At 49.5% G+C, this 26,459-nt stretch carries 17 protein-coding genes; 5 read left to right on the top strand and 12 right to left on the bottom strand.

All coding sequences use genetic code 11. The features are described from left to right. Nucleotides 1-225: 225 nt before the first annotated feature. Nucleotides 226-1,899: an anti-sigma factor gene (locus Pan161_RS22110; protein ID WP_145230924.1), complete on the bottom strand. Its 1,674-nt coding sequence runs from the start codon at nt 1,897-1,899 to the stop codon at nt 226-228. Then, nucleotides 1,899-2,402, bottom strand: coding sequence for a sigma-70 family RNA polymerase sigma factor (locus Pan161_RS22105; protein WP_145230923.1), 504 nt, complete (start codon nt 2,400-2,402; stop codon nt 1,899-1,901). Before Pan161_RS22105 ends, Pan161_RS22110 begins: the two co-directional genes overlap by 1 nt. A 552-nt stretch (nt 2,403-2,954) precedes the next feature. Here Pan161_RS22105 and Pan161_RS22100 point away from each other — a divergent pair. Together Pan161_RS22100 and Pan161_RS22095 are read left to right on the top strand one after the other, a co-directional pair. Continuing rightward, nucleotides 2,955-3,548, top strand: a complete 594-nt coding sequence (locus tag Pan161_RS22100) for a hypothetical protein (protein ID WP_145230922.1) — start codon at nt 2,955-2,957, stop codon at nt 3,546-3,548. Between the two features lie 156 nt (nt 3,549-3,704). After that, on the top strand, nt 3,705-4,046 hold the full coding sequence (locus Pan161_RS22095; RefSeq protein WP_145230920.1) for a hypothetical protein: 342 nt from the start codon (nt 3,705-3,707) through the stop codon (nt 4,044-4,046). A 69-nt stretch (nt 4,047-4,115) separates the two neighbouring features. On the opposite strand, the gene Pan161_RS22090 is transcribed toward Pan161_RS22095, so the two are convergent. The 4 genes from Pan161_RS22090 to Pan161_RS22075 all read right to left on the bottom strand — a co-directional run bounded on the left by Pan161_RS22090 (nt 4,116) and on the right by Pan161_RS22075 (nt 11,557). Beyond that, nucleotides 4,116-4,820 (bottom strand): hypothetical protein, encoded by a 705-nt coding sequence (locus Pan161_RS22090; RefSeq protein ID WP_145230918.1) that lies wholly within the window; start codon nt 4,818-4,820, stop codon nt 4,116-4,118. Beyond that, nucleotides 4,820-8,557: a coiled-coil domain-containing protein gene (locus Pan161_RS22085; protein ID WP_145230915.1), complete on the bottom strand. Its 3,738-nt coding sequence runs from the start codon at nt 8,555-8,557 to the stop codon at nt 4,820-4,822. Before Pan161_RS22085 ends, Pan161_RS22090 begins: the two co-directional genes overlap by 1 nt. A gap of 50 nt (nt 8,558-8,607) precedes the next feature. After that, nucleotides 8,608-11,022: a VWA domain-containing protein gene (locus Pan161_RS22080; protein ID WP_145230913.1), complete on the bottom strand. Its 2,415-nt coding sequence runs from the start codon at nt 11,020-11,022 to the stop codon at nt 8,608-8,610. 73 nt (nt 11,023-11,095) lie between these two features. Continuing rightward, nucleotides 11,096-11,557, bottom strand: coding sequence for a hypothetical protein (locus Pan161_RS22075; protein WP_145230911.1), 462 nt, complete (start codon nt 11,555-11,557; stop codon nt 11,096-11,098). Nucleotides 11,558-11,983: 426 nt separating this feature from the next. Between Pan161_RS22075 and murC the strand changes: the two genes are divergently transcribed. Beyond that, the gene (murC, locus tag Pan161_RS22070) at nt 11,984-13,444 is read left to right on the top strand and encodes a UDP-N-acetylmuramate--L-alanine ligase (protein ID WP_145230909.1); all 1,461 of its coding nucleotides are present in this window, start codon (nt 11,984-11,986) and stop codon (nt 13,442-13,444) included. After that, on the top strand, nt 13,401-14,279 hold the full coding sequence (gene murB, locus Pan161_RS22065; protein WP_145230907.1) for a UDP-N-acetylmuramate dehydrogenase: 879 nt from the start codon (nt 13,401-13,403) through the stop codon (nt 14,277-14,279). Before murC ends, murB begins: the two co-directional genes overlap by 44 nt. A 60-nt stretch (nt 14,280-14,339) precedes the next feature. Here the strand turns inward: murB and Pan161_RS22060 are convergent, their stop codons facing one another. The 6 genes from Pan161_RS22060 to Pan161_RS22035 all read right to left on the bottom strand — a co-directional run bounded on the left by Pan161_RS22060 (nt 14,340) and on the right by Pan161_RS22035 (nt 24,110). Next, the gene (locus Pan161_RS22060) at nt 14,340-15,614 is read right to left on the bottom strand and encodes a PQQ-like beta-propeller repeat protein (protein WP_145230905.1); all 1,275 of its coding nucleotides are present in this window, start codon (nt 15,612-15,614) and stop codon (nt 14,340-14,342) included. Between the two features lie 46 nt (nt 15,615-15,660). Next, the gene (locus Pan161_RS22055) at nt 15,661-17,070 is read right to left on the bottom strand and encodes a DUF1501 domain-containing protein (protein ID WP_145230903.1); all 1,410 of its coding nucleotides are present in this window, start codon (nt 17,068-17,070) and stop codon (nt 15,661-15,663) included. 111 nt (nt 17,071-17,181) lie between these two features. Further along, nucleotides 17,182-20,547 carry a PSD1 and planctomycete cytochrome C domain-containing protein gene (locus Pan161_RS22050; protein ID WP_145230901.1) on the bottom strand — a complete coding sequence of 1,122 codons (3,366 nt, stop codon included), beginning with the start codon at nt 20,545-20,547 and terminating at the stop codon, nt 17,182-17,184. A gap of 197 nt (nt 20,548-20,744) precedes the next feature. Beyond that, nucleotides 20,745-22,109, bottom strand: a complete 1,365-nt coding sequence (locus Pan161_RS22045) for a DUF1501 domain-containing protein (protein ID WP_145230899.1) — start codon at nt 22,107-22,109, stop codon at nt 20,745-20,747. Nucleotides 22,110-22,212: 103 nt separating this feature from the next. After that, nucleotides 22,213-22,983 carry an HpcH/HpaI aldolase family protein gene (locus Pan161_RS22040; protein WP_145230897.1) on the bottom strand — a complete coding sequence of 257 codons (771 nt, stop codon included), beginning with the start codon at nt 22,981-22,983 and terminating at the stop codon, nt 22,213-22,215. 167 nt (nt 22,984-23,150) lie between these two features. Continuing rightward, nucleotides 23,151-24,110, bottom strand: coding sequence for a hypothetical protein (locus tag Pan161_RS22035; RefSeq protein WP_145230895.1), 960 nt, complete (start codon nt 24,108-24,110; stop codon nt 23,151-23,153). Nucleotides 24,111-24,631: 521 nt separating this feature from the next. Here Pan161_RS22035 and guaA point away from each other — a divergent pair. Then, nucleotides 24,632-26,230: a glutamine-hydrolyzing GMP synthase gene (gene guaA / locus Pan161_RS22030; protein WP_145230893.1), complete on the top strand. Its 1,599-nt coding sequence runs from the start codon at nt 24,632-24,634 to the stop codon at nt 26,228-26,230. Nucleotides 26,231-26,459: the final 229 nt, after the last annotated feature.

The following is a 26,459-nucleotide window of genomic DNA, read 5'->3' as shown; positions in this document are numbered from 1 at the left end:
TGAATTAAGCCTGCTTACATTCAAGGGTCGCCTGCTGTAGAGTGATTGTCATTCAAGTCTCGTTTTCTACTATTAAAAAACACAGAAATATGAATTTATCGTGAAATCGCGATATATGAGGTTAATGCCGTGTCTTTGGGAATGGGGATTCACCTTGGGGCGTGTGGCAAACTTCCCGGGGTACGTTCAGCAAAAATACGAGGTTAATCTGGGTCAGGCTGAATCTCAGGGAGCCATTTCTGGGGACTGCGTATTGATTACTGAATCCCATGTTGTGCCAATGCGTAGTTCGTCAAACAGAAATTCGGCATTACGGGCGGCGTGCAGTCTGACCTGATCATACACAAAGGAATCTCTGAAGGGGCCCGTAGCACAAGTCCAGACGGGGGGCTCATGGCTGGGGATCGTTTCTTCTGGTGCGAAGGCACGCATGAAGACCTGATCCGAAGCGTTTTCGCTGGCGACAATCTTCGCGACAAAGAAATAGGTTTTCCCGGTCTGTAAAGGCGGAGCGTTTTCGATGACTTCCATTCCGGCCTGCAGGGTAGAGTAATTGTGTGAAGTGATACCAAGTAAAATTCTGCTCTGATATTTTTCCGGGTTCGAAGTTTGCAGGGAGAGGTTGCCGTATTGCTTTTCTGCGCCATTCCCTGAATTCTGTTTCTGGATATAGAAACTCAAATAGTAGATGGCATCTTTATTCAGGCGGACTGGTCTTTCCAAGGTGCGCCAGGCCGTATTTCCTTTTCTCAGTTCGACGAGGCCCAATTGGTCTTGAGCCAGTTCGGAGCCAGTCAGTGATTTGAGAGGCTGGCTGTCACCCCGCGCGGGATCGCCACCATTGACCTTGTTTCGCCAGGGGTTCTTCCAGCCAATCCCGGCGTTTCTCCAGTCTGAAAAGCTTGCCGGGTCACTGATGACGACGGGATGAAAGCTGTCGTATGCCCTGGTTTCCTCGCGAATCGCCTGAAGATTTTTGGGGTTGGTAGGGACTTCCCGTTTAAAATCTTCGGGTTTGATCTGAATATCGTCGATCCGGTCCTCTTTGAGGTGCTTCGCCTGACCTTCGGTAATGATGACGGATTCAGCGAACAGTTTATTATCCTGGTTGGGATCAACGCGTACGGATCCTTCGAACACATGCAGATCGACTTCACCGTCGGCGTCGATTTTGGCGCCGTATTCCGTTCCAATATCGTGGAACGTGAGTTCTGGAGTGACTAATGCAAATTCCGGAGCCGCTTCATAGCCATGCAGTACCACCTTCCCGGATGAAACGGTCGCACAGCAGGCAGAATTTATCTTGATTATTGTCGGGCCCTCAATCACAAGGCGAACTCCGGTGTCAAAGCGAAATTCTGCATAGCCTTCTTCCAGGAAGAGGTCCTGTGATAACAGTCTCTGTCCGGAAAATTTGGGGGGAGAGTCTCCACCCCAGACACAATCGGTAGCACGCGTGAGTGTGGCGAAGTAAGGCAGGTCTGTGACCTGTGGTTCGATATTCACTATCTGGGGCCGATTCCAGAAGCCGCCGCCGGTAATACTCCATTCCAGGAACAGAAATAACATGATGGATGCGGCAGCCACCAGCGCGTAGTGAATCGCAGAAGCGCGTCGCGGACTCTGCCTGCTGATCTGAGTGACGGGAGGAGGGCTATCAATCGTATCAGGAGTTTCGCGAGTGACAATCTGTTCGAGAGATTTGAGCCGTTCGCTACAATCGGATTTGATACCGGTATTGATATCGATGTATTCAAAATACTGGAGCATCGCCTCCGGGCAGCTCTCCAGAATCGTTTGAAATTCTTCGAACTCTAAAGCTGAAAATTCTCCCTCCGGACTATCCAGAAGCCGGTTCAACAGTTTTTCGAATTTCGGTGGGATGTCCTGTACCGACATTATGCCTGACGCTCACTTTGTAGCTTACGAGATATACAAGCCGCCAGTTCACGTCTGAGTAGTGAGAGGCGGTTATAAAGAGTTTGGATCGTTTTTCCAGCAGTCCTGGCGATGTCTTTCACCGATTGATTTTCAAATACGGCATTTTTGAGTAACTGCTGGTCTGAGGTACTCAAATTCTCCAGACAGTCCTGAAGAAAATCGAGTCGAATGTCGTGGTTGTTTAAATGTTCTTCCCGTTCATGCGACATTGTTTCAATGAGTTCCTGATTGAAAAAATGTCGATCCCTTCCAATGCTTCTTCGATAATTGCATACAGTAAAAAAAGCGACTCCACAGGCCCAGGAGAAAAAATCCCGTTCCTGATCGAATTCATCAAACTTGTTCCAAAGTGTTAAACAGACATGCTGATAAACATCTTCCGCGTCTGAATTATTGGGGACGAGTGTTCGGATATAACCGAAAATTCGTAAACGATCTTTACTCAGTAAAGATGTAAACACCCCCCGGGTATCTGAATGTAAAGACGATGTGGAAGTCGACATAAAAGTCGGGAACTCCGTTCAGAAGAAATTCTGGCAATCTGCAATTGTTTAATCATAATGAAATCAGCTGATCATTAAAATTAAATTGAAGCAAACTTTGCCTTGGAACGGGAATCTTCGCCAATTCTTATGTCATTCACAATACATACGATTAGTATTCTTTCAAGTAAATAATTCTGATTGCCTATTGAAACTTGTTCTCAAAGCGTTGAGATTTACCATACAAAATTGCGAAAATCGAGAATTCATCTCTGGAATCCGGGAATCATAGGGTTTTCCATGTGGGGAGTCGTGTTGTTTCCTATGATGGAATCTTCAGGATTGAGACTGTGTCCAGTTTTTCTACAGCGACTCCAGGACTATTTGGACCGAGTATAATAGATTGCGAGACGCTATGGTTAAATGTGATGCGCTCGAGATGAAACTCTCACCAGGTTATGGTACTCTTTCAGTTCGGATTATGTCGTTTTCGAAATCTGATCTTAGAACAAAAATGGACGAGTGTGAGCGATGAAAGACAAGACCCGAAGCATATTTGAGCGAACGAGCCTGCTGTCGGCAGTCATGCTGGTCATGCTGGCAGGAAATGGATGTAAGGATCCTAATGAAATTGCCCGTCAACAGGGTGAAACAATCGAGGAAAAACCGCAAAACAAAGCGCCTCAAGAACCGGTAGCAGAAAATGCAGCTGCCGACGAACAGGCAGGCAATGCGAATGACAATAAGAAAAGTATTATTCACAAGACAACTGCTGTTGTGGTGGATGCAAAACAGGCAATGGAAAACCCGGCTATTGAAGTTGTGGATGGCAAAATCAAAGGAGTCGACCCCTTCACTCAGGCAGGCAGTGCTTATGTCTCTATGGCATCCAAGGTCAGTACTTTGGGAATGCAGCAGGCGATCAAAACTCATAAAGCGCTGAACGACCGGTTCCCCACTTATGAGGAATATATGCAGATGATGAAAGAGAATCGCATCGAATTCGCTCAGCTTCCGCCATACAAAATGTACGGGTATGATGCTGAGTCCGGAACAATCCTGGTGCTCCAGGATAATAAGAAAAAAGAAGAGCTTTATAAAAAAGCAGGTATTCCGCTCGATTGATCGAAATGGTTCGCGACTGGCATACTATCTGCGTCTTACTTCTTCGTCCCCTGAATTGAAGAGTGAATGTTGATCCAAATCAACATTCGTTTCAAAACAGTATCAGCATGTTGCAAAAATTCAACGTGTTGAACAAATTCTGAAGAGGTGAGTCTTATGAAATTCCAAAAATCTGCAAAAATCGGAAAGTCTACTACACGATTAGTGATGCTTGGAATCGTAACAGCCGCTTTAAGCATCAGCAGTGGTAATCAGCGTGCAGAAGCAGAGAACTGGGCGTTTAGCCGTTCCTACTACAGCCATGATATGCCACCTGAAGTCGCTGCACGTTATCCGCGTCCTGAAAGCCGTTCTGCGTACCGCACACCCGAACTGGCTACCACTCCCGGATTTGCATTACGGGGAGCCCGTCGCTGGAATTACGTGCGTCTGTATAGCGGAAACAGCTACGATACCACAATTTATCGCAGCGACACATTTAACGTTGTTGCTCCCTGATCACGGTTAAATATTTCAAATAGCAAATATGCTCTCTCTCAACGTACTTCTCTGACTTTCCCGAAACGGTCAGGGAGTACGTTTTTTCTTTTCTGCCAGGGCTTCATAGTAACGCCGCACCTGATCTTCGTACTGGGGCAGAAAATTCTCGGTGTAGATGTTCAATAGCTGCTGCCTCATCGCGGGTGGCAGATGTCCCCAGGCATCTTTTGCATAATTGTGTTTGTCATTCAGATTGCCTGTGGTTGCCTGGCCTTCATTCTGTCGATCGGTCGACTGCCGTGCAGGTCCCTGAGAGAGCTGACTTTCGTTTTTCTGCTTCTGCATCCCTTCACGGTCTTGTCGCTTTTGCTGTTGTTCCTGGTTCTGCGGGTTATTCTGGTTTTGCAGACGCATCGAAGTTTTAGGGGCCTGCTCGACCAGGCGAATCAGTTTTTCCAGGTCTTTCACGACCTGTTGCTGAACCTGTTGCACCTCTTTACCCGTATCCTGATTTTCAATCAGTTTCCCGGCGCGTTCCATCTCTTTAATAATTGGTTCAATGGGTAATTGGTTTTTTTGAGCCCACTTTTTAAGTTTTTCGATCTGTTTGTTCGACTGGTCTTTGTCGGCAGGTTCGTCCGGTTCTGTTTTTTTTGCCTGCGTCTTGCTGGGCTCTTTTGTTTCGGTATTTTCATCTGCTATCACTGGCGGTACAGAGTCAAAGAAAGTGATGGTCGTACTAATAGCCAGCAGTAATACGAAACGTGTTGTTTTTCTATTTCTCGTCTGCATTATTGGATCTCAAGTTTCTGTTCCGGGTCGTCAGGCAGGAGTTGATTAAATAGTTCTAATATTTCCTGTGAGAGTTCTGCCAGATCAGCCTGTTCTTTTGAAAGTTGTTTTCTTAATTCAAGCTGTTTTGCCGTTATATTTTTCTGTGGTGTCAACGCATCATTGAATGCGGTCGTCCGATCAAGAATATCCTGCTGCAGGAGCTTGAGTAAACGAAGTTGTGCAATGATGGGAATCTGATCGGAGGGCCTCATCTGCTGATTCGCGCCTGACTGCTCTTCCGTCTGTTCTGGATCCGTTTTTTCATTCAGCGCCTGCAACAGAGTTTTGAATCTGGATTCAGCATTCTGTTCAGCGTCAAGTGTCAGTTCGTCCGTCAGCCTCTGGTCCAGCCGGTCGACTGCCGTTTTCAAGTGATCGATTGCTTTTTCTATCGCCAGTTTGAAAACGGGTGCTTTTGCGAGTTTTTCTGCTACTTTTTCTGACTTGAGTTGCAGGTCCTGTTCAGTCTGCTGTAGCAGTTTGAGAGATTTTAACTGTCCCCGTGACCAGCGACCACGTGAAAGGCGTTCCTGTTCCAGCCGCGTGGTTTCCTCAATGACAGCCTTCTGCCGTTCAACCAGTCCTTTGATTTCAGATTCCAGCTTGATAAATTCTTCAAAGGCAAGAGATTCCTCCATCTCGTTGCGACGGGCAGCCAGTTCCCGTTGGGCCTGCTCCAGATCATCAAGTGATTCCTGGAGCTGCTCTTGCGCTTCTGCTGTCTTACCCTGCTGTAATGCCTCATTGATCTGAGATGATCGCCGACCACTTCGCTGCAGCGAATCTGCCGCTTTATTGAGGCTGAGCCGCTGCAGTTTCTGTTGCAGCTGTTGCATCTGCTGTTTCAATTCCTGTTCCTGTTTTCTCAGCTTCAGCAGTTCTGCCTGCTGTTCTTTATTGTTAAGTGCATTCCCGCTTTTTTTCAGCTTTTGTAATATGTCCTCCTGTTTCTGTTTGATCAGGTTTAATTCCTGCTCTCTTTTTATCAGTTCGTCTAGCACCTCTCCAGTCGAACTGGCTGGTTGATTTTCAAAGATGTTTTTTAATTTCTGCATCGACTCCTGAAGTTGCTGCTGTTCCTGTAAAGCCTGTCCTACCTGATTTTGTTTTAATTTGTCGGCTGTCTGCTTCATGACTTCGGAAATAGAATTTTTCCGCAGGAAGTCGATCCCTTCCTGATTTCGCTGCTGTTCGGAATTTGAAATATCCTGATCCTGGTCGTTCAGTGAGTCAAGCAGGTTGCGGAACGCCTTGAAGTGATCCGCCTGTTGTTCCTGGCGATGAGCCAGCTTTTCCAGGTCTGCCTGTTCCTGCAGTTTCAGTTTGCCAAATGCTTTGGTGATGGTTTTTCTGGCCAGCTTTTCGGTCTGGTTCTGAATGTCTCGCTGTTGCTCAATCTGTTCATCCAGCTCGGAAACCAGATCCCTTGTTTTCTGCCACTGCGCCAGTGATTTTAAAACATTATCCAGTCTTTCGATCACATGTTGCTGCCCTTTCCCGGCGACGGTGAGTGATTCCAGCGGTGACGTCTCTGCTCCTGTTCTCTTATTTTCTTCAGCATCAGCGGACTTTGTTTCTTTGTTTTCCGATGTGATACCCGGATCCTGGGAAGCGCGGGCATCCACTTTGGCCAGCATCTTTTTTCGAGCTTGTGTGATCTGTTCCTGAATCTCAGGAAAAACCTGCTGATTCAACTGGGAAAGCTCCGTGTTGAGTTCAGCGAGCCGCTGCTGCATGGCCGGGTCTTCAATGCGGTTCCATTCCAGTTCCTGCAGTAGTTCACTGGAGCGTTGCTCCAGGCCTGTACGGGGGCTGTGGAGTTGAGAGGCAATTCGCTTCTGATCCATTTCCACCTGTTTAATCGTATCGATTTCTTCGGTACGTGCCTGGCCTACCCGTTGCAGCTGATGCTGGACGTCTTTGATTTCAGTGTGCAGCAGACGCTGGTCCTTCAGGATACGAGCGAGCTCCTCCAGCAGGTTTGCCTGGCGGTTTGCCAGTTCATTGGCTTTAAACTGAGGGCTGACAATCGTCAAAACACGCGAAATACTGGTTCCTGTATGGGAGTCGACAGGTTGACCTTCCTGCGAGTTTGCTGAGGTACTGTCCTGAAATAGATCACGGGCTTCGGCTCGAAAAATAATCCGATCACCTTCCTTGAGCGCCAGTGCGGCGAGTTTCCAGTTGTCTGTCAGTGTCAGATCTTTCAACTGGCTTTCCCGCTGGTTTGCTGAAGACTCTGAGCTGAATGGCAGGGGGAATGAAAAATTTTCGCGGTCAGTACGCAATGCGCGTGAGAGTGACTCCTGGCTGGAAGATTTCTGATAACGGATGAGGACACTTTCAATCCCCAGGTCATCATGGACTACGACCATGAGGGGGATTTGAGCAGCGGGCGTCACCTGCAGATCGGTATCGGGGACTTCCAGAAAGACTTCCGGAACACCATCGCTGGTCGCTGTGATTTCATAATGTTCCGGTGCGGGAGGCTTAAAGCCCTGATCATTTTCCGCTTCAAACCAGTAGGAATAAGTTCCCGGCGCATTCACAACAAATGAGCCTGCAAAATGTTTTCGATCCGGCTGTAATTTAAGCGGGACTGGTTCGCTGTTTTTGATTCGTAGCGCTACTGTTTTCAATAGTTTGTTAGAACTGGCTTTGAACTCCACACGTGTGCCAACCAGCACTTTGAAGTTGCCTATGCCGGCAGGAAGTATTTCTTCGGAGAGTTGAGTGTAAGCAGGTGGTCTGAGTCTGACCTGCTCCAGCTGAATCATGGTGGGAGGGACTGAGACGATATTGAGCCAGGGCATATGTTTATCATCACCGCCAACAGCGCGCAGTTTGAGTAGTTTATTGGAAACTACTAAAGACCCTGTACCCAGTTCGTGCGCAACTCCCGAAGCATCGGGAACCGACACAATTCGCAGGGGGTCAGAATAGATTTTACCTGCAGCCTGTTGTTTCTGACGGGTCTGATATTCGATACGGAGATCTTCGGGAGGTGTCCCATTGCGGTTTTCAACGAAAAACTGAAAGGTCTGTCCTTCGACTACCTGATAAGGATTATTAGGCCCGGTTTCGATGGGGACCAGGTCTTCGTCCAGAATCTGCAATTCAACCCTTTGTGGCCAATCCGGTGCAGAGAACGGGAGTATCAGACGATGGAGCCCCAGAATCACTTCCTGTGGATGCAGCAGGGTTAAGAAAGCCGTTAAGAGACAGAGGAATGTTGCCGAAAACATAATCTTTCTGAGGGGGTGTGTATCAATCAGTTCCAGAAAATTAATCTGAGAGGCCCGTTGGAAAGCATCTTCAATCACAGCCTGACGCATTTGTGTAGAGCCGGCAAACTGTGTGTTTGACTGGTGATCAAACTGAATGCTGCTGGAAAAACTGTCCCGCAGGATTGGGTAGCGACGTTCGATCTTCAGTGCGAGGTCTAAATCGGTCAGCGGAGTTTTTAACGGGACGATGAGATGTTTCCAGAGGATCCAGATCACTGTTGAACCTGCTGCGAGGCCGAGTAAAAGTCTGCTGGCGGGATCTGAAATATCCAGCATCCAGTCCAGGCTGATGATTAATGCCGCCAGTCCAAGAAAAAGCGTCAGTCCCCAGCACAAACCATTCAGCCAGATGAGCTGGCGGATTTTGTGATGCAGTTGTTCCAGTTGTGTGCGTATGGAATGTTGCATGATCAAGGTTTCAGGAGAACATCGGGACGCAAAAAAATGACGATGGTTTATTATACTAAGCGAAAACGTTTTCTTAACAGCCATTCTGCTGAGATCAGTAAAGTAAACAGAATCAGGAATTCCCAGCGGTTCCAGAGAGGAATCGGTTCTTCATTTTCCAGGGGAACAGGATGACCCGCCGGTATGGACTGAGGCAGCTGCTCGGCAGCAAAGATGGGGAAATATTTTCCACGCGATTCCCGGGCCGTTTTTTTCATATCACTCTGATTCATATCCCGGTTGACCAGTTCACGTTGAGAAATTTCGACACGAAAATCTACCGACGGCGGGTTTCCCTGAAGAATGGGTTGAGAGACCCAGGTGTGGTAGGCGCCTTCCTGGATATTTGACACGCTGCCCTCAAAAATTACAGGTGATTTTTCCAGAGGCGTTAACTGCAGGGGCCGCGAAGCCTCTCCCTGGCGTTCGAGCATGACCGTCACTTTTTTTGAATCAGAGGGGATTAACTGCTCATCGAGAAATTTGACACGAAACTGTACGGTATCGCCTTGCTGATAAGTTTTACGGTCCAGAGCCAGTTCCACAGCCTGTTCCTGGTTTAAGAGTTTGGATCGGCTCAGATAGCGAATCGTTTGAACCCAGAATCGGGAATAGTACAGGTCACCCACCAGGTCCCGCCACCTCCACAGGTCATCCGTAGCATTAAAGATCACTTTGCCGGCGCCGACACGCTGGGTCGAGATGATGGGGATTCTCTGACCATTTTTTCCTTTTTGTGTGGGATGCACTGCAAACACGGAGGCGCCCGGTTTGATCTCATCTGCTGGATAAAACCAGTAAAGTTCCGGCAGGTTATTCCAGATCGCCTGACTTTCTTCGGCATTGTCTGCAAACCGAAAGATGGATGTGCTGAACTGTCCTTCTGTGGTCAATTCGGGCTGAAACCCTTCGATTACCGGTTTGTATTCTGTTGGTTGCCTGTTTTTGGAAATCTCGACTGGAAGCAGTTCTTCCAGACTGGTGTTTGTATAGGCGTGTGGAGAAAAACGAGGTCCGGCAACCATGATCAGTCCTCCCCCTTTTTCCCGAACGAACTGATCCAGGTTCTCAAATACTGCCTGGCTGAAGTAGGCAGGATCGGCATCGCCCACAATGACGACATCATATTGGTACAGGTCTTCTTTTTTGACGGGAAAATAATCGAGGGCGGTGGCATCCTCTGATGAATATTCCAGATCCGATTCCTGCAGTATACTGCGAAGTTCGATTGTTTTATCCCGTTCCAGCAGATGCTTGAGATAGCGGTATTCATAACGGGGAACGGAATCGACCAGCAGGACACGGATTTTCTGGTCGAGTACAGATAGCTGACCGGTCTGCTGATTATTCTTGAGATTGACTTCACCTTTCACAGGTTCTACCTGGATGACATATTCGAGTAACCCGGGTCTCGTGGGTGTGAAGGTCAGTTCAATTTTCTGAGAATCTTTCTGGGTATTGATCGGGAACTGCCGTGACGCCAGCGGGCTACCCGTGCGCGCTTCTTTGAGACTGACAGTCATGTTACCGGACTGAATGCCGAAGAATTTGACCTTGGCAGACACCGTGATCGGGTCGTTGATAAAAGCGACATCATCAACCAGCAGGTCATACAACTGCAGGTCTTTGACTGGTTGTTCGCTGCCGACTCCAACGGGAAAGATGGGAACCAGTTTGGATTTTGCAAGTGCGCCCGCTCTTGACAGGAGGTCCAGGTCACCGGTGCTGGATATACCATCACTAAGCACAATGATGGCCGTCGGTGGAGTCCCCCGAAAGTCGTTAAGAACTTTTTGTACTGCATGAAAGGGACGCGTTTCTTTTCCCACCGGTTCCAGCTGTTTTATGAGTTCCTGTGTCCGCTGATAATCCTGGAGATCGATCAGGCCTTGTGCACCCAGGGGCAGGCATTCTTCGGAAAAATGATAAAGTCGCAGTTTGTGTTTATCCTGAAGTTCCGTCAAAAACCGGGCTTCGTTTTGCAGCAGGAGATCTTTGACGAGTTCCAGTCGGTTTTTCCCCCGACTCTCTTGCTGGAACGGTTTGCTCACGCTGGCGGAAGCGGATTCTGCGTAGTCATCTTCGAGTCCCATACTGGCAGAATCATCAATCAGGACGGCAACGAATGGCAAACCGGTTCTATGAATGGTTAATGTGAACCGGGTGAGGAACAGAATGACAATGGCAAACAGTGTCAGTCGCATCCCAATCAGGACGATACGCTTTTTTAAATTCAGATGAGCGGTATCTTTCAGATACGCATAGATCAATAGAAAAACTATCCCGCTGCCCAGCAGGAGCACAGCCCAGTCTGGCAGCCAACCAGGCCAGGGAGAACTCCACTGTAAATTCCAGGCAGAACCCTGGCCCGGTCCCGCAACGGGGATCTCGAAATAGGATTCCAGGAGTTGTTTCAGCTTATCCATAGATTTGTGCAAATGTATCGTGATATGAAAGCAAAGAATCTCAGAATCGAAGAGACCGGCAGCGAATCGACTTCTATATTGTATTCAGATCATCCAGTAATTGCTGTTTTTCATCGCCTTTCAGGTCCGATTCTGCAATTTTTTTAGCCTGTTCGACGTAAGTTGACATTTCTTCCGGTTTATTGGATATGGATGCAGCACGGGCCAGTGCTTCATAGGCATACGCCAGACAGAACGGGCTTAAATGTTTGTCTTGAGTGATTTTGAGGCAGAGCATCGCAAAGCTGAATGCATTACTGGGCTGATTCGTGACGGCGTAGACACGGGACAGCAACCAGTAGGCGATTGAAATATTTTCGTCTGTATGTCCTTCAAATTGCGACCAGTGCCACAAAGAAGCATGACTGGTGGAGATCATCTCCAGGTTTTCTGTAGGAGCCCGGTCCTGTTTTTCCAGAAACTCCCACGTCTTATTGAAACTATCAGCGGCGAAGAATCGATGGGCGGTCTGCATATCAAAATCGGAGGTTTGCATGCTGATTATCCTGACAATAGATTTCTGTCGAATCGAGTTAGAGTGGGAATGATGCCTGAAAACTGATCTTCAGGCAGATTCCATTTCGAGGCATAATGCATTGTATCGCAACCGGAGAAGAATTATAAGAACTTACGAAAATTGGCAGGATCTCAATGATTTCAGACTGATTCGGGTAAAAATCGGATTAAGTCTTCCTATCTTATCAATTTTCACCAGCCGACCGGCTTGATGCAACAGGATCTTGCTATTCGATAATGTTTATCCAGTCGCAACAAAAGTCATAACCAATGGATTCAGAACGCGCTGATTCCCGATAGTTAGAGACGTAGGATTTCGGACCGATCCAGCCGAGACCTGCCACTTGTCTGGGAAGACCCCTGCGAGAAATATCATCGGGAACTTCAGATATACATTAAGGCGATTATGATCCTGTCAAAAGCGAACATTGATCAACAAAGTCAGTCAACAGACGGACTGCGACTGGAGCCATCTGCCTTGCCTGCTTCGGCCCATCTGGTTGGCATTTGCGGTTCTGGAATGAAGGCCCTGGCGGAATATCTGGCAAGTGCCGGTTGTCGTGTGACAGGATCCGACTTGAGCCCTTCTCTTGCTACAGAACCCGCACTACGAGCAGGCGGATACCGGGTGCATCTGGGGCACGACAAGCGGTTTGTTCCCGAAGGAACGAGTGCACTTGTTTACAGCCCCGCGATCGGGCTGGCGAATCCGGAACGTCGATTTGCGCAACGGATGGGAATTCCCCAGTTTTCTTATGCACAGATGCTGGGCCATCTAATGCGTCAGAAGCAGGGAGTCTGCATTGCGGGAACGCACGGGAAAAGCACAACCACTGCGTTAACGGCGTATGTCCTGCAAAATGCCGGTGTTTCACCTTCAGCGGTGATTGGTGCTGAACTGTGCAGCCAGAATCTGAATGGCTGGGCAGGCGCAGGTTCATTGTTTGTCGCTGAGAGTTGTGAATATCAGCGTAGTTTTCTGAATTTATTCCCGTTTTATGCAGCGATCACAAATATCGAACCGGACCATTTTGATTATTTTAAAAATCAGGATGACATGACAACCGCTTATGCCGAGTTCGTCGCACGGATTCCCAAAGGGGGATCATTAGTATTACCCTCTACCTGCATGGGGTTACAGAAACTGCGTGAAGCCTGTAAAGCAAAAATCTCTACTTTTTCACTGGAGCGGGGGGCAGACTGGTGGGCTACCGATATTAAATCGACGGCGTTCGGCTTACGGTTTCGACTGTTCCACCAGGGGGAATACTTTTCCGAGATTTCTCTACAGAAAAAGGGAAAACATAACGTTTCGAATGCGATGGTTGCTGCCATTCTCTGTCATACCGCCGGGATCGATGCGGAACAGATTCGGGATGGCATTTATGAATTTCCCGGGATTCACCGTCGCTATGAGCGGATGGGATCCTATAAAGGAATGACGCTGTTCGATGATTATGCCCATCATCCGACAGCGATTCAGGCAACTTTGAAGATGTTGAGGCAGGAATATCCGGATCGCAGAATCTGGTGTCTGTATGAACCGCATCAGGTTTCGCGTACACAGGCTTTGATGGATTATTATGCCCGCAGCTTTCAGCTGGCCGACCGCGTTCTGATTGCGCCCGTGTATGCAGCCCGCGAAAAGCTCGATGAAGAGCCTGTTGACACGTCAAAAGAGCTGGTTAGGCGAATTCTTCTGCATAATGCTTCGGTCAGTTTCAGCAGTTCCCTTGACCAGATGCTCTCAACTTTAGAGACTGAGGCTCAATCTGGTGATATCATCATTACTATGGGAGCGGGCGAAATAAATCGGATCCATCATGAGTTCAATCGAAGACTTCAAAGAGATTCTCAAACTATCTGAACCACTGGCCAAGTATTCCTATTTCAAAATAGGGGGGCCAGCACAGTTTTTTCTGGAACCACGGAATGCAGACGAACTGCAGGCTGTGATTAAATGCTGTGTTGAGAACGAAATTCCGGTACGCGTCTTTGGCGGTGCCTCAAATATCCTGATTAAAGATTCCGGCGTGCAGGGAGCAGTCATCCGCATCCATGCCGGCGACTTTTCTAAAATCAGCATTGAAGGCACAACGGTGACTGCCGGCGCGGGGGCTTTACTCTCAAATCTGGTTTCAGAAACGGTCAAAGCTGGCCTGGCGGGCCTGGAGTCCCTGGTCGGAATTCCGGGAACCGTCGGCGGCGCACTGCATGGCAACGCTGGTGGCCATAATGGTGATACAGGCCAGTTTACCACTTCCGTTACGGTTCTGACCGCACGAGGAGAAAAATTCGTGCGGACGGCTGATGAACTGAGCTTCAGCTATCGTGAGAGCAGTATCAATGAACTGGCGATTATTGAAGCGGTGTTCGAACTGACCGCCGATGATTCGGAAGAAGTCACGAACCGGATGAAAAAGAACTGGATCATGAAAAAGGCGAATCAGCCTTTGACCCACCAGTCAGCCGGCTGCATCTTCAAGAATCCGCGTGGCATGCACGCTGGCGCATTGATTGAACAGGCAGGTTTGAAAGGGACGCGGATTGGTGGCGCAGAGATCAGTGATCGACACGCTAACTTCATTATTAACGATGAGAACGCGACCACCGAAAATGTACTCGATCTGATTAATCTGGCCCAGAATACCGTCGCAGAAAAGTTCGGTGTCGAACTCGAACTGGAAATTGAACTCTGGTAAACCCGGAGTTCAAACCACCTGCTGCAGCATGGTCTGTCTATAAATCCGTCTCTTAACAGGTTACTGGCCGATGCAGTAAAGATGCTGAAACGTTCTGATAAAAACCTGCCCGTCAGAAAACGCGGGCGTGGAATTGCTGCGTTCCTTCAACGGATTCTCAGCAACTTTTTCCAGCCCGGCAGTGCTCGGCTTGAAAACGTGAGTCGTTCCATTCTGGTCCGTGACATACAGATGCTCGTTGGCTAAAACCATGGAACCCCAGCAGGCGGCTCCACCGGAACGCTCCTGCCAGACGATTTCCCCTGTAGCAGGATTCAGGCATTGAAACAGATTCGGGCCGGCGTTGGCCATGAAGAGATGCCCCTTCGTAAAGATCCCGGTTGAAATCCGTTGTGGATTTGGCTCTTTCTGCCATAATCGCTGAGAGCCTGTAATCTCCCCGCTGCCTTGCATCCGGAAGCCGATCGCGGGACCATTAAATCCCCCCATGGCCACACAAATCTCATTTGCCAGCACGGGGGATGTATAGGCGAGATCCCCTTTTTTTCCGTGCAGCCCCGCACAATTCCAGATAATTTTACCGGATGCGGGATCATAGGCATTCACGCGCAATGACATACTGCAGATGATCAGTTCGCGGCCGTTTACTTTCGCGATGACCGGAGTACTCCAGGATCCCATATACTTCCGCTGCTCATTAAATTGACCATCGCCGGCGACCGGCTCATCGGTTTCCCAGAGCGTTTTTCCGCTTTCCAGATCAAGGGCGGTCATGAAAACCCGTTTGCCCGGTCCGCAATGCAGAAAAATCTTGCCTGCATGCAGTACAGGAGAAGCACCGTAGCCCCAGATATGTTCAAATTCACCCAGGTTGCGATGCCAGAGTTCTTTTCCTGCAAAGTCATAACAGTATAAACCGGCTGAAGAATGCCAGACGACAACCCGCTTCCCGTCAGCGGCAGGAGTCGAACCACAATAGTTATTGGTCTTATGGGTCTGCATCGCTTTGTCATAGTTCACCGTGCGAACCCAGAGCTGCTTGCCGCTGGTTCTGTCGAAACAGTACAGGCTGCGTTTGCGTCCCTCGTTTTCAGCACAGGTGACAAAGACGTTGCCGTTCGAAACGATGGGGCTGCTGTTTCCGGAAGCAGGCAGCGGTGCTTTCCAGAGAATATTTTCTTTCGCATCCCATTTGAGAGGGACTTTGGTTTCCTGTGAGATGCCATTCCCCAGTGGTCCTCGAAAGGCGGGCCAGTCTCCCGCGCGGAGCGGCCCTGTAGAGAGGATCACATAAATCGAGAACACACAACAGAGAACTTGCCAGCGTTTTACCATGTGAGCGCCTCCTCAATAATGGGCAACCGATTTTATTGTCGACAGCTCAAGCGATGACGTCATGGATCACATGACCATGCACGTCAGTCAGTCGCATGTCACGTCCTCCAAAACGGAACGTAGATCTGGTATGTTCCAGTCCCAGCAGGTGCAGCATGGTTGCATGAATGTCATGAATTTCGACACGATTTTCGACGACTTTGTAGCCCCAGTCATCGGTGGCTCCGTAGGTCATGCCCCCTTTGACGCCACCACCGGCCATCCACATGGTAAAGCCGAACGGATTATGATCCCGCCCGTTCTTACCTTGCGCGAAAGGAGTTCTACCGAACTCGCCTCCCCAGATGACCAGTGTTGAATCCAGCAGTCCTCGCTGCTTCAGGTCTTTCAGCAGTCCGGCGATCGGTTGATCGACGGCGCGGGCATTATTTTCATGATCCCGTTTCAGATTACTGTGCTGATCCCAACGGTCCCCTTTGACATTCGGGCACGTCAGTTCCACGAAGCGGACTCCGCGTTCGACCAGTCTTCGCGCCAGCAGGCATTCCGCACCATAAGTACGGGTGGGCTCATACTCGGAATTGAATCCATACAGGTCCAGTGTTGCTTTGCTTTCACTGTTAAACGTCATCAGGTCGGGGATAGCCATCTGCATTTTATAAGCGAGTTCATAATTCGAAATCGCGGATTCTATTTCATCATGGACGCCGGTCTGCTGTTGTTTGAGCAAATCCAGCTGCTGCATCAATTTAAGCTTCTGGATCTGGGTTTGGCTGGATTTTTCCTGTCGCTCCACATTGGCAATGCCACTGCCTCCCGGTTTGAAGACAGAGCCCTGATAGCTGGCGGGGAGAAAACCACTGTTAAAGCAGTCAAGTCCCCCTGGAGGGATCAGACCGCCATTGATCACGACAAAGCCGGGCAGGTCCTGGCATTCACTGCCGAGTCCATAATTTACCCAGGCCCCCATGCTGGGGCGTCCCTGCAGGCCGCTGCCTGTATGCAGGAAGTAATTGGCAAATGTATGTTCGGGAAATTGTGAGACGACAGAGCGAATGACGGCCATGTCATCAATGCACGTACCAATGTGAGGGAAGAGATCGCTGATCGGGATGCCACTCTCACCGTACGGTTTGAACTTCCAGGGACTTTCCAGCACTTTGCCGACGTTGTCAAACTGAGTGGCTTCGACTTTAAAAAAATCGCCGGGACTTTTGCCATTAAATTTCGACAGCATCGGTTTGGGATCGAAGGTGTCGACTTGCGAAGGGCCGCCATCCATATACAGGAAGATTACATTTTTTGCTTTAGGTGGGAAGTGTGTTTTTCCAGTCGCTTCACTGGCGAAGGTGCGATCCTGCAGCAGGGCAGTGAGCGCGGCTGCACCGAAACCGTTCGCGCACTGCTTGAGAATTTCTCTTCGCGTATATTGCTGTCGAAACTTTCCACAGTGCATGCTGACAACTTTCTGAAACCTGGAGCGCCTCACATTTTACCATAGCGTCTGTCAATCTAATATACCCGACCCAAATGGGCCTGGAGACGCTACAGCAAAACTGGACACAGTCTAAAAAATGTAGATAAACTCTTTGAGATTGAAGATCACATGGCCCAGTTCAGACCAGATTCTCGCTTGATCTGAATCGGAAGGATTAACTTTCGCCTGCTGTTCAATAAATTCTTGCGCAGTTTGCAGTTCTTTCGTCGTGGGGAGTCGGCCTAATGCTGATTCATACATCCAGCGAATCCGGTCCTCAGTGGTCTGCAAACCGGATTGGGTTAAAACACGCTTACCCCATAGTTCCGCCTGCTGAAGTACAAACGGATCATTCATCATGATCAGCGCCTGTGCGGGAACATTAGAAACATTGCGGCGGCCCATCGTGCTGAAAGGGCTGGGGGTATCGTAAGCCAGCATCATGGGTGAGAGAAAATTACGGCGGACCTGAATATAAATGGATCGTCTGCCTGCGCCATCCAGAGGACCGTTGACGGGAGGTTTGCCTCGGCCATCCATGAATTTTGTCAGATGAACGGGGATCGAAGGTCCATACAGGGTTTTGTTAAGACGTCCCGAAATCTGCAGCAGCGCATCTCGGATCGCTTCCCCTTCCAGGCGTTTTAAAGGCATTTTATAAAGCAAAATGTTATCGGGATCAATGTCTGCGATATCCTGAGTGGTACTGCTTGACTGCTGATAGGTCTGAGTCAGCACCAGATATTTAATCATCTGTTTAAGAGAGCGACCCTCTTTAACAAACTTCAACGCCAGGAAATCGAGGAGTTCAGGATGCGAAGGACGTTCGCCTAGCACGCCGAAATTATCAACACTGGGCACGATGCCACGACCGAACAGATGAGCCCAGATCCGATTTATGATCACACGATGCGTTAATGGATTCGCAGGGTCATTGATTGCTGCAGCCAGTTCCAGGCGACCGCTGCCTGCTTTGCTCCCGGGTGCAGCGCCCCCCAGCGCTTCAAGGAAACGACGTTCCACCAGGGGACCTGTATTCTGATGGCTGCCTCGAATCAGGACATGATCATTTTCGGCGCTGCCATCCATGATTGCCATCGCGGTCTGGGATGCGGTCCGGACCGACTTTTTCAACGCATTCCGCTGCTGCTGCCAGTCATCGATTCCTGCTTTGAGATCTTGTCGTGCCGGACTTTGAGGTTCAGAGAACAGATCAGGATGTGTCAGCACCCAGTTGACCAGAGCCACTGACTGAGATGTTGGATCAGACTTACCGGAAACAAATTCGTCAAAAGCGGTTTCCAAGTCTAGCGGCACCTGGGGTCCCGCTAGACTCACAGTCGTCAGGTCAGGTTCAGGAAAAGACGCTCCCTGTCTGACCTGATACACTTCCAGGGGGGACTGATCGATGGGAGTGAATTCGAGATGGACGCGATGTCCTTTGTAGCGGGACAGATCGTGCGTGATCCAGACCGGCTTGCCATGGGGGCTGGCTTGCACTTTTTTGAGTGTGGAACCATGCAAAGGACCAAACAGCAGTCGATGGGAATCGACGCAGGCGTAAACCCAGCAGTCTCCTTTCACGCGATAATTGACTGCTCCCTGGACTTCGAATGTGGGAGTACGGAGTGTTCTACCGGCGCGGGGGTAGGACCGCAGTTTGTTTTTCTGGTTCAGTTGAGGCGATTTCGTGTCAACCAGATCGTTCCAGAGTGGATCACGCCGGGCGGCACCTTCGGTTTGTGCAAGTAGCACCGGAAGCGTACCAGACGAATCCAGGACCAGCGTTCCTTGCGAGCGAGGTGCCATGCCAAAGATAAATCCATCCGTAATGAATTCTTCAGGAGCAGACTGCGAATAATCGATGATGGCGCGTTGATCTGTTTTGTCGGATTGATTTTTTGCTAACGGTGAAGGGGGCGTCAATGTTGACTCATTGCCTGAGTCCAGCATAAAACGGACTGACATCAGCTGACCCTGATCCGGGTTTGATTTTAGAAAGCGGACCCAGCTTTTCAGAATTTGAGGCGAGAGTGTTCCCTGAACCGCCTGCTGTTGCAGTTCCGCTTCCAGGGTGGCTGTTTTTTCTGCAGGATCTTTCTCTGCCAGCGCTTTGGCTTCCCAGTAGTATTTCGAGAAGTTTTGAATGCCTTCGCTGAAGGCCGGTTTGATTTTTGCTTTGAGAAGTTCCTGTTGCCGTTGATCGAGTTGTTCAACCTGTTTCGCAATTTTCTGATTGTGTGCCTTTGATTCGAATCTGACCTGGTGGTAATTACTGCTTTGGAGATAACCGTACAGAGCGTAGTAATCTTTTGTGGAGATCGCATCGAATTTATGATCGTGGCATCGGGCACACGAAACCGTCAAGCCCAGAAACGATTTGGTCATCACGTCAATCGCGTTATCGAAGCGGTCTGTTTCGTCTTTGCGAATATCGACAGGCGAGTGCACCCATTCACCGAGGTACCAGAAAGCAGTGGCCAGCACGGATTCATCAAACTGTGATTCAGGATTGAGACGAGGCTGCTCAAGGAGATCGCCGGCAATGTGTTCTGTGACAAACTGATCATAGGGCAGGTCAGCGTTGAAGGCGCGAATGACATAGTCTCGATACTGATGGGCATTGGGGGCATCGTTATCGAACTCGTGACCTCGGGATTCTGCATAACGCATCAGGTCGAGCCAGTGTCGTGCCCAGCGTTCGCCAAACCGGGGAGAAGCCAGTAACCGGTCGACGACTTTCTCCGTCGCATTCGGAGACGAATCCGCAAGGTAATTGTGAATCTGCTCGGGAGTGGGAGGCAGTCCAGTCAGATCGAAAGAGAGACGACGGAGAACCGTTCTTTTGTCTGCTGGCTGACTCGGGTGCAGCTGCTTTTCTTCCAGTTGCGCCAGGATGAATTGATCGACGGGATGCGCCGACCAGTTTTTCTGTTGGACTGTGGGAGGTTTCAGATCCTTCACAGGCTGCCAGGCCCAGTGTTCCTGTTTGCGTTTTTGCAGATCGAATACTTTCGCCGCTGCAGACGTGGCGGGCGTTTTTTCGTCAGGCCAGGGAAGTCCCATTTCAACCCAGCGGGATAACGCCGCGATCTGCTCGGGCTGCAGTCGTGTATCGGGTGGCATTTCATACGATTCATAGCGGACCGCCTGCAGCAACAGACTGTCGTGTGGTTGTTTCAGTTCCGCCGCCGGTCCTGAGTCGCCTCCCTTCAACAGCAGCGAACGGGCATCCAGTCTCAAACCACCTTCCAGACGTTTGGCCTGGCTGCTGTGGCATTCGTAACAATGTTCGGAGAGTAAAGGGCGAATCGATTTTTCAAAAAATTCGAGTTGTTCACTCGTAAAGCGGGGGACTGCAGCCGCTGTTTCGTTTGCTTTTTCCGCAGAGTTCGAAAAACGACTCAAACCGATCAAGAGTAAAACCAGAGATGTGATACGAATAAACTGCTTCATGCGCTGGTTTCTTATACGGTGTTCAAGTAATGATCTGGCTGAAGCCTGTCGAGACACTGTGGTATACGCTGTGCCTCACTTCAATGGAGGGAGTATTCTCGAAAGAGCACTATCTGCCATTCTAACGTTATCGCAGACAGTGATTCAAGTTTTAATCGGCTGTACAGCCCCAGTGGATCGGATTCAGGCCAGATACATCAGATGAGCTCGGGTAATGGTCTGGCATCTCCTTCGACCAGATATTGCGGGCGTCCACTGAAGTCATCGACAGTCGTATGCTGTGTTTCGATACCGAGATTGTGATAGAGAGTGGCAAACAGTTCGGGGAATGTGACTGGTCGGTCGACGGCTTCGCCTCCCAGTCTGTCTGTTGCACCAATGACCTGTCCGGTTTTCATGCCGCCACCAAACAGAATGGCCGAATTGACGCGCGGCCAGTGATCGCGGCCGACTCGTGAGCTGATTTTGGGGGTCCGACCGAATTCCCCCCAGATGGCGACTGTACAATCCTGATCCAGTCCGCGCTGATGCAGGTCTTCCAGCAGCGCACTCACACACTGGTCAAAGACAGGGAAGTCTTCTGCTTCGCGTTTGAAGATGGAATTGTTTTTGCCGCCGTGCCAGTCCCATTTACTGTAATTGAGCGTGACCACCCGGGCACCAGCTTCAATCAATCGACGAGCGACAAGCATACTCTGCGGGACACGGGGAGCGCCGTTACTGTCGATGAATTTGGTGGGATCACCCGTCCCGTAACGCGCGACTGTCTGGGGATTTTCCTTTGAGAGATCCAGGGCTTCTGCCAGTTGAGATGAGGTGAGCACTCCCATGGCCTGTTCGGTGAATGTGTCGAGGCCCGTCATCATTCCCGATGCATCTGCTTCGCGTTTGAAATTATCGATGCTCTGCAGCAGTTGTTTGCGCGCAGCCAGTCGTTCCAGTGAAATCCCATTCAGAACCATGTCATGACGGGTCGGACCCATCGGACGGAAGGGGGATTGTGACAGTCCCAGGAAACCAGGTCCCGGTTCATTATAAGGACCGTGAGTGCAAGGGTAGCAGAGGCTGATGAACGGGGGCGCCGATTCGATATGCGGGCCCTGCAGTTTTGCGACTGTGGAACCAAATTGAGGCCAGCCACCCTGCGGAGTCAGTTTGCGGGGGTCATGCCCGTTGAAGCATTGGATGGCATCGTGGCCACTTTGTGAACCGACAATCGAACGGACAAGAACCAGCTTATCCATGGATTGTGCCAGTCGCGGGAATGCTTCACAGATTTCAATCCCGGGAACATTCGTGGAGATAGGTCGCCAGGGACCGGCAATTTCTTTCGGCGCTTCCGGTTTGAGATCGATCATATCCTGGTGGGGTGGGCCACCGACCAGGTAGATCATAATGACCGACTTCTGTCGCTTCTTAGCGGTTTTTCCTGTTTCGGCCTGTAACAAACGAGGCAGCGTCAGGCCAGTAAGCCCCAAGCTGCCGATTTGTAGAAAGTTGCGTCGCGATAATCGATCACAGAAAGATCCGTCACCGTGATCCTGTCCCAAGAGCGTCAACATGCCGTTCTCTCTCCTGCAAAACCTCATAAGACTTCAAGTGGTTCGAGACAATTGTATCAACTTGTGTTTATGTGTTCCAGAGGAGTCAGGGCAGTTCCCCCGATTATTTTCGGGCTCGTTCTCGCAGTTCAGGCAGGACGGATTTAATTCCATTTGCGCCGAGTGAAGCGATTGAGCCGATATTCACGAATCGATAACCTTCATCGATGGCCTGCCGACAACGGTCCAGGTCACCAAAGGTGATTCCTGCAGGTTTATTTGCTTTGGCAACCCGTTTGGGAAAATCGGCCAATAGTTTCTGCAGTTCCGGATGATGAATCTGACCGATGATCCCCAGTGACGCAGACAGGTCCATCGGACCGGCAAAGACCACATCAATCCCGTCTACCGCAGCAATGGCTTCGATATTTTCGATGCCTTCCGGGGACTCAATTTGAGCGACGATGGTGGTTTCCTGATTGGCGTAAGGCAGGTAATCATCAAAAGTGTAATCCAGGAACATGACCCAGTCAGGCGAAACTCCACGTGTGCCTTCAGGAGGGTATTTGGCATATTGCACAGCCAGCTTTGCTTCTTCCGCGTTATTGATTTGCGGAACCATGATGGTGTTGGCACCAATATCCAGTGCTTTTTTGAAGTACATCGGATCCAGACCCGGTACGCGGATCATGGGCATGCAACCTTTTCTACGGGCAATCAGTGGGAGATTCTTGACTTCATTGATGCCGTAGGGACGATGTTCAAGGTCAATCCACAAAAAATCGACGCCTGTGTCGACGGAAAGTTTCGCCAGAATTTCTGAAGCGTCAGGCATACCCACTCCCAAAGCGACATCACCTTGAGCAGTCAGTGTTTTGATTTTATTTTCGAACATCAGCAGATCCAAAACAAAAGATGAGATTAAACGGGTATCAGACGCCGTGGCGAACGTAAAATATCATAAACGTAAAAACAGCAACGGCATACCCTGAGGGAGTATGCCGTTGCTGAAATATTCTGATTTGTTTCAAACGAACTTCTGTTTGAGATCCTTCTGTTTGACTAGCGGCTGATGTAGTACATTGCCGGATCATCAATGATCCACTCAGTAGACCAGGTCCTTCCGTTATCTTGATTGCAGACATTAAAGAATGCCGTGTGGAATGACTGGATCTGGGTTCCATAAGGATAATGTGAAGCAAAGCGGTCGGCCTGAGTCAGTGGACCAACGCCTGGTTTCGCGTAGTAGTGGGTTCGTCCATCGGGAGTAAACGACATGCCTAATGTCCACCAGCCGGTCTGTTTGATTTCGGGACCTATGAAATCCTGACCTGAGCTGTCTGCACGAACTACGAACATGGCGGAATCTTCACCATTGGGGCTGTCGGTTTTGCTGTTAAACTGAATGAACATACCCAGGTAGATGGTCTCTATTTTGGTCGAAGGGCTGCTGCGGAAGAACCGTCGGCGTGATCTGGAGCTGGACTTCATGGGCGCTTTGACAGCGGCACGAAAACCGAATGAAGTACCGGTTTTATCTTCCCATTCTTCGAAGGGAGGCAGATAGACGCGCGTGATAATGCTGGGGGAGTATGCAACAGAAACCATGCTTCCCGACATGATCAGGTCATCCTGATTTGAGCCTCGGCTGCCTTGTCCGGGAACACCGGTATGCAGCGATTTCAGCAGTAGAGAACTTTTACTGCCGGGCAGGCCCCCTTCCGGAGTGGGAACGCGTTGTACCACATCGGGCTGGCCGCGTTTTGCGCTCTCAGTCCAGACGCCATTAGAAGACTGTCCCAGTGGATAACGTGTATCCTTATCGACGTTGGTACTACTCTTAGGGAGATTGGTAATGTATTCCCAGGATTCATCTTCAAAGTCATCCCAGGCGCCATCGATGCGGGTTCCTGTACCAGGAAGAACCTGAGCATTTGCCTGGCCGCCGACGAACAGAATAGTGGTTCCTGCAAACAGAGCCAGACAGTGTCTGGAGAGAAGATGTTTCCATGAGAAAAACATGTGATTGATTCCTGGCATCGAGATAAAAGAGAGTGGAAAAGTACCAGTTTCCTGACGCGTGGCTGATTCCTCTCTGAAATGACAGATGGTTTCCTGCTTCAGAGGGATGCTACTTTTCCGCTAGTTGTGCTATTAGTGGAATTATCGGACGGATCGATAGAAATGGTTCAAACGCTCATCTGAAACTATTATTGCCTTAACTTGTTTAATAGATACAGTTTTGCGATATAAAACATCACTCATGCCAGAAATGGAAACCGTGAAATTTGCGATCACTGAGCCTACAGACTTTGTAGCTTTTGTATTTTGACTGAATGGCAAAGATTCCAGTATTAGTTGATTGAATTGATCGTGCAGAATTGGATTTCGAAAATGGAATCGCTAAGATAGCGGTTTGCTTTTCATACCAGTTCTAACTTAAGTCAAACAGGCTGTTTTTTAATCTTAGCAACCTCTTGAGAGGGCTTGGCGCGAGCATCTCACAAGATGAGTGATGATTGATTCTAAATTTCGAGAACGTAATGACTGATCCACATGTCTCTGAGCAGGATGCTGTTCCCCAGAGTGTTATTGATACCAGGCAGGAAGAGTTGATCCTTGTACTGGACTTTGGTTCCCAAACCGCCCAACTGATCACAAGACGCGTACGTGAACAGAACGTCTTCAGTCAGTTGGCCCGCCCCGATCTGTCCGCAGAACGCATCCGCGAGTTGAATCCGAAGGGGATTATCCTTTCGGGAGGTCCCGCCAGCGTTTACGGTAAAGACTCTCCTCAGCCGGACCCGGAAATCTTTAATCTGGGGATTCCGATTCTGGGGATCTGCTACGGCATGCAACTGGTTTGTGCTTCACAAGGTTGTGAAGTGAAAGGGGGAGATTCCCGGGAATTTGGACGCACACCGAGTACGGTTCTCGACCATTCCAATCTGTTTTCAGGAGTTCCCAGCAATTTTATTGCCTGGATGAGCCATGGAGATCAGGTTCAGAATTTGAGCGAACATTTTGAATCTCTGGCTTCTACGGAAACCTGTCAGTTTGCTGCAGTCAAACACCACAGTAAACCCTTTTTCGGTCTGCAGTTTCATCCCGAAGTAACGCATACCGAATTTGGAGGTCTGCTGCTCTCTAACTTCGTACAAAAAGTTTGCGGTTGCGAGGGGACCTGGAAAATTTCCAACCTGATTGAGCAGGAAATCGAATCGATTCGCGAACGGGTAGGTGACAAGCAGGTGATCTGTGGTTTATCGGGGGGAGTTGATTCCTCGGTCGTCGCCGCGCTCTTGTACCGTGCTATCGGATCTCAATTATCCTGTATCTTTGTTGATAACGGTTTGCTGCGGAAAGGGGAAGCAGATGAAGTGGAGCATCGTTTTGGGGAACATTTTAAAACCGACTTACATGTGGTTGATGCACGCGATCTGTTTTTATCCGAATTAGCAGGGGTCACTGATCCCCAGGAAAAACGGAAAATTATCGGCAGGTTATTTATCGAGGTCTTCCAGAAGGAAGCGGTCTCGATTGAAAATGCCAAATTTCTGGCGCAGGGGACACTCTATCCGGATGTGATTGAATCGGGGGCCAACCCCGATGGACCAGCGGCGACCATCAAATCTCACCATAATGTAGGCGGATTACCTGAAAAACTGGGATTTGAATTGATCGAACCCTTGCGTGAATTATTTAAAGATGAAGTTCGCCAGATGGGACATGAACTGGGGTTACCGGATGAGCTGATCTATCGTCATCCCTTCCCCGGGCCCGGCCTGGCAGTCCGTTGCCTGGGTGAAGTCACGGAAGAACGACTGAAAGTGCTTCGAGAAGCAGACCTGATTGTCATCGAAGAATTACATAAAGCGAACCTGTATCGTAAAACAAAACAGGCGTTTGCCGTCCTGCTGCCCATTCGATCTGTGGGAGTGATGGGAGATGGTCGTACTTATGAAGACGTCGCTGCCATTCGAGCCGTCGAAACGGATGACTTCATGACGGCGAACTGGTCTCCACTGCCTCACGATGTTCTGGAACGAATGTCGACCCGGATTACCAACAACGTCCGCGGTATCAATCGGGTTGTGTATGATGTGAGCTCCAAGCCCCCCAGTACGATTGAATGGGAATAATTTCTCCTGATTCAATTTTTCTGCACGGGTTCTCAACAGAACTGACGTAGGAGTGAATGCGTCGTTCTGAGTTCTGCAATTCAATAGATCTGGACTTGATTTCCCTCTCGATCAGGCTAAGGTAGAACGTATTCGTTAACGTTCTTTATAATTGTCGGACTGGCTGCCCGGGCTTTTGTTATTGGGTACTTTAGACTGTGTCCAGTTTTACTGTCGCGTCTCCAGGGCC

It is taken from the genome of Gimesia algae (genome assembly GCF_007746795.1).
Classification (GTDB): domain Bacteria; phylum Planctomycetota; class Planctomycetia; order Planctomycetales; family Planctomycetaceae; genus Gimesia; species Gimesia algae.
The sequence above is the reverse complement of the archived record's forward strand: the minus strand, read 5'-3'. Positions and strand labels throughout refer to the sequence as shown.

Coding starts and splice junctions, on each gene's coding strand:
- Pan161_RS22075 (WP_145230911.1), bottom strand. CDS start 11,557: ATGCAAACCTCCGATTTTGATATGCAGACCGCCCATCGATTCTTCGCC.
- murC (WP_145230909.1), top strand. CDS start 11,984: ATGATCCTGTCAAAAGCGAACATTGATCAACAAAGTCAGTCAACAGAC.
- Pan161_RS22035 (WP_145230895.1), bottom strand. CDS start 24,110: ATGTTTTTCTCATGGAAACATCTTCTCTCCAGACACTGTCTGGCTCTG.
- Pan161_RS22055 (WP_145230903.1), bottom strand. CDS start 17,070: ATGCACTGTGGAAAGTTTCGACAGCAATATACGCGAAGAGAAATTCTC.
- Pan161_RS22100 (WP_145230922.1), top strand. CDS start 2,955: ATGAAAGACAAGACCCGAAGCATATTTGAGCGAACGAGCCTGCTGTCG.
- Pan161_RS22095 (WP_145230920.1), top strand. CDS start 3,705: ATGAAATTCCAAAAATCTGCAAAAATCGGAAAGTCTACTACACGATTA.
- Pan161_RS22110 (WP_145230924.1), bottom strand. CDS start 1,899: ATGTCGGTACAGGACATCCCACCGAAATTCGAAAAACTGTTGAACCGG.
- Pan161_RS22090 (WP_145230918.1), bottom strand. CDS start 4,820: ATGCAGACGAGAAATAGAAAAACAACACGTTTCGTATTACTGCTGGCT.
- Pan161_RS22080 (WP_145230913.1), bottom strand. CDS start 11,022: ATGGATAAGCTGAAACAACTCCTGGAATCCTATTTCGAGATCCCCGTT.
- guaA (WP_145230893.1), top strand. CDS start 24,632: ATGACTGATCCACATGTCTCTGAGCAGGATGCTGTTCCCCAGAGTGTT.
- Pan161_RS22060 (WP_145230905.1), bottom strand. CDS start 15,614: ATGGTAAAACGCTGGCAAGTTCTCTGTTGTGTGTTCTCGATTTATGTG.
- Pan161_RS22045 (WP_145230899.1), bottom strand. CDS start 22,109: ATGTTGACGCTCTTGGGACAGGATCACGGTGACGGATCTTTCTGTGAT.
- Pan161_RS22040 (WP_145230897.1), bottom strand. CDS start 22,983: ATGTTCGAAAATAAAATCAAAACACTGACTGCTCAAGGTGATGTCGCT.
- murB (WP_145230907.1), top strand. CDS start 13,401: ATGAGTTCAATCGAAGACTTCAAAGAGATTCTCAAACTATCTGAACCA.
- Pan161_RS22050 (WP_145230901.1), bottom strand. CDS start 20,547: ATGAAGCAGTTTATTCGTATCACATCTCTGGTTTTACTCTTGATCGGT.
- Pan161_RS22085 (WP_145230915.1), bottom strand. CDS start 8,557: ATGCAACATTCCATACGCACACAACTGGAACAACTGCATCACAAAATC.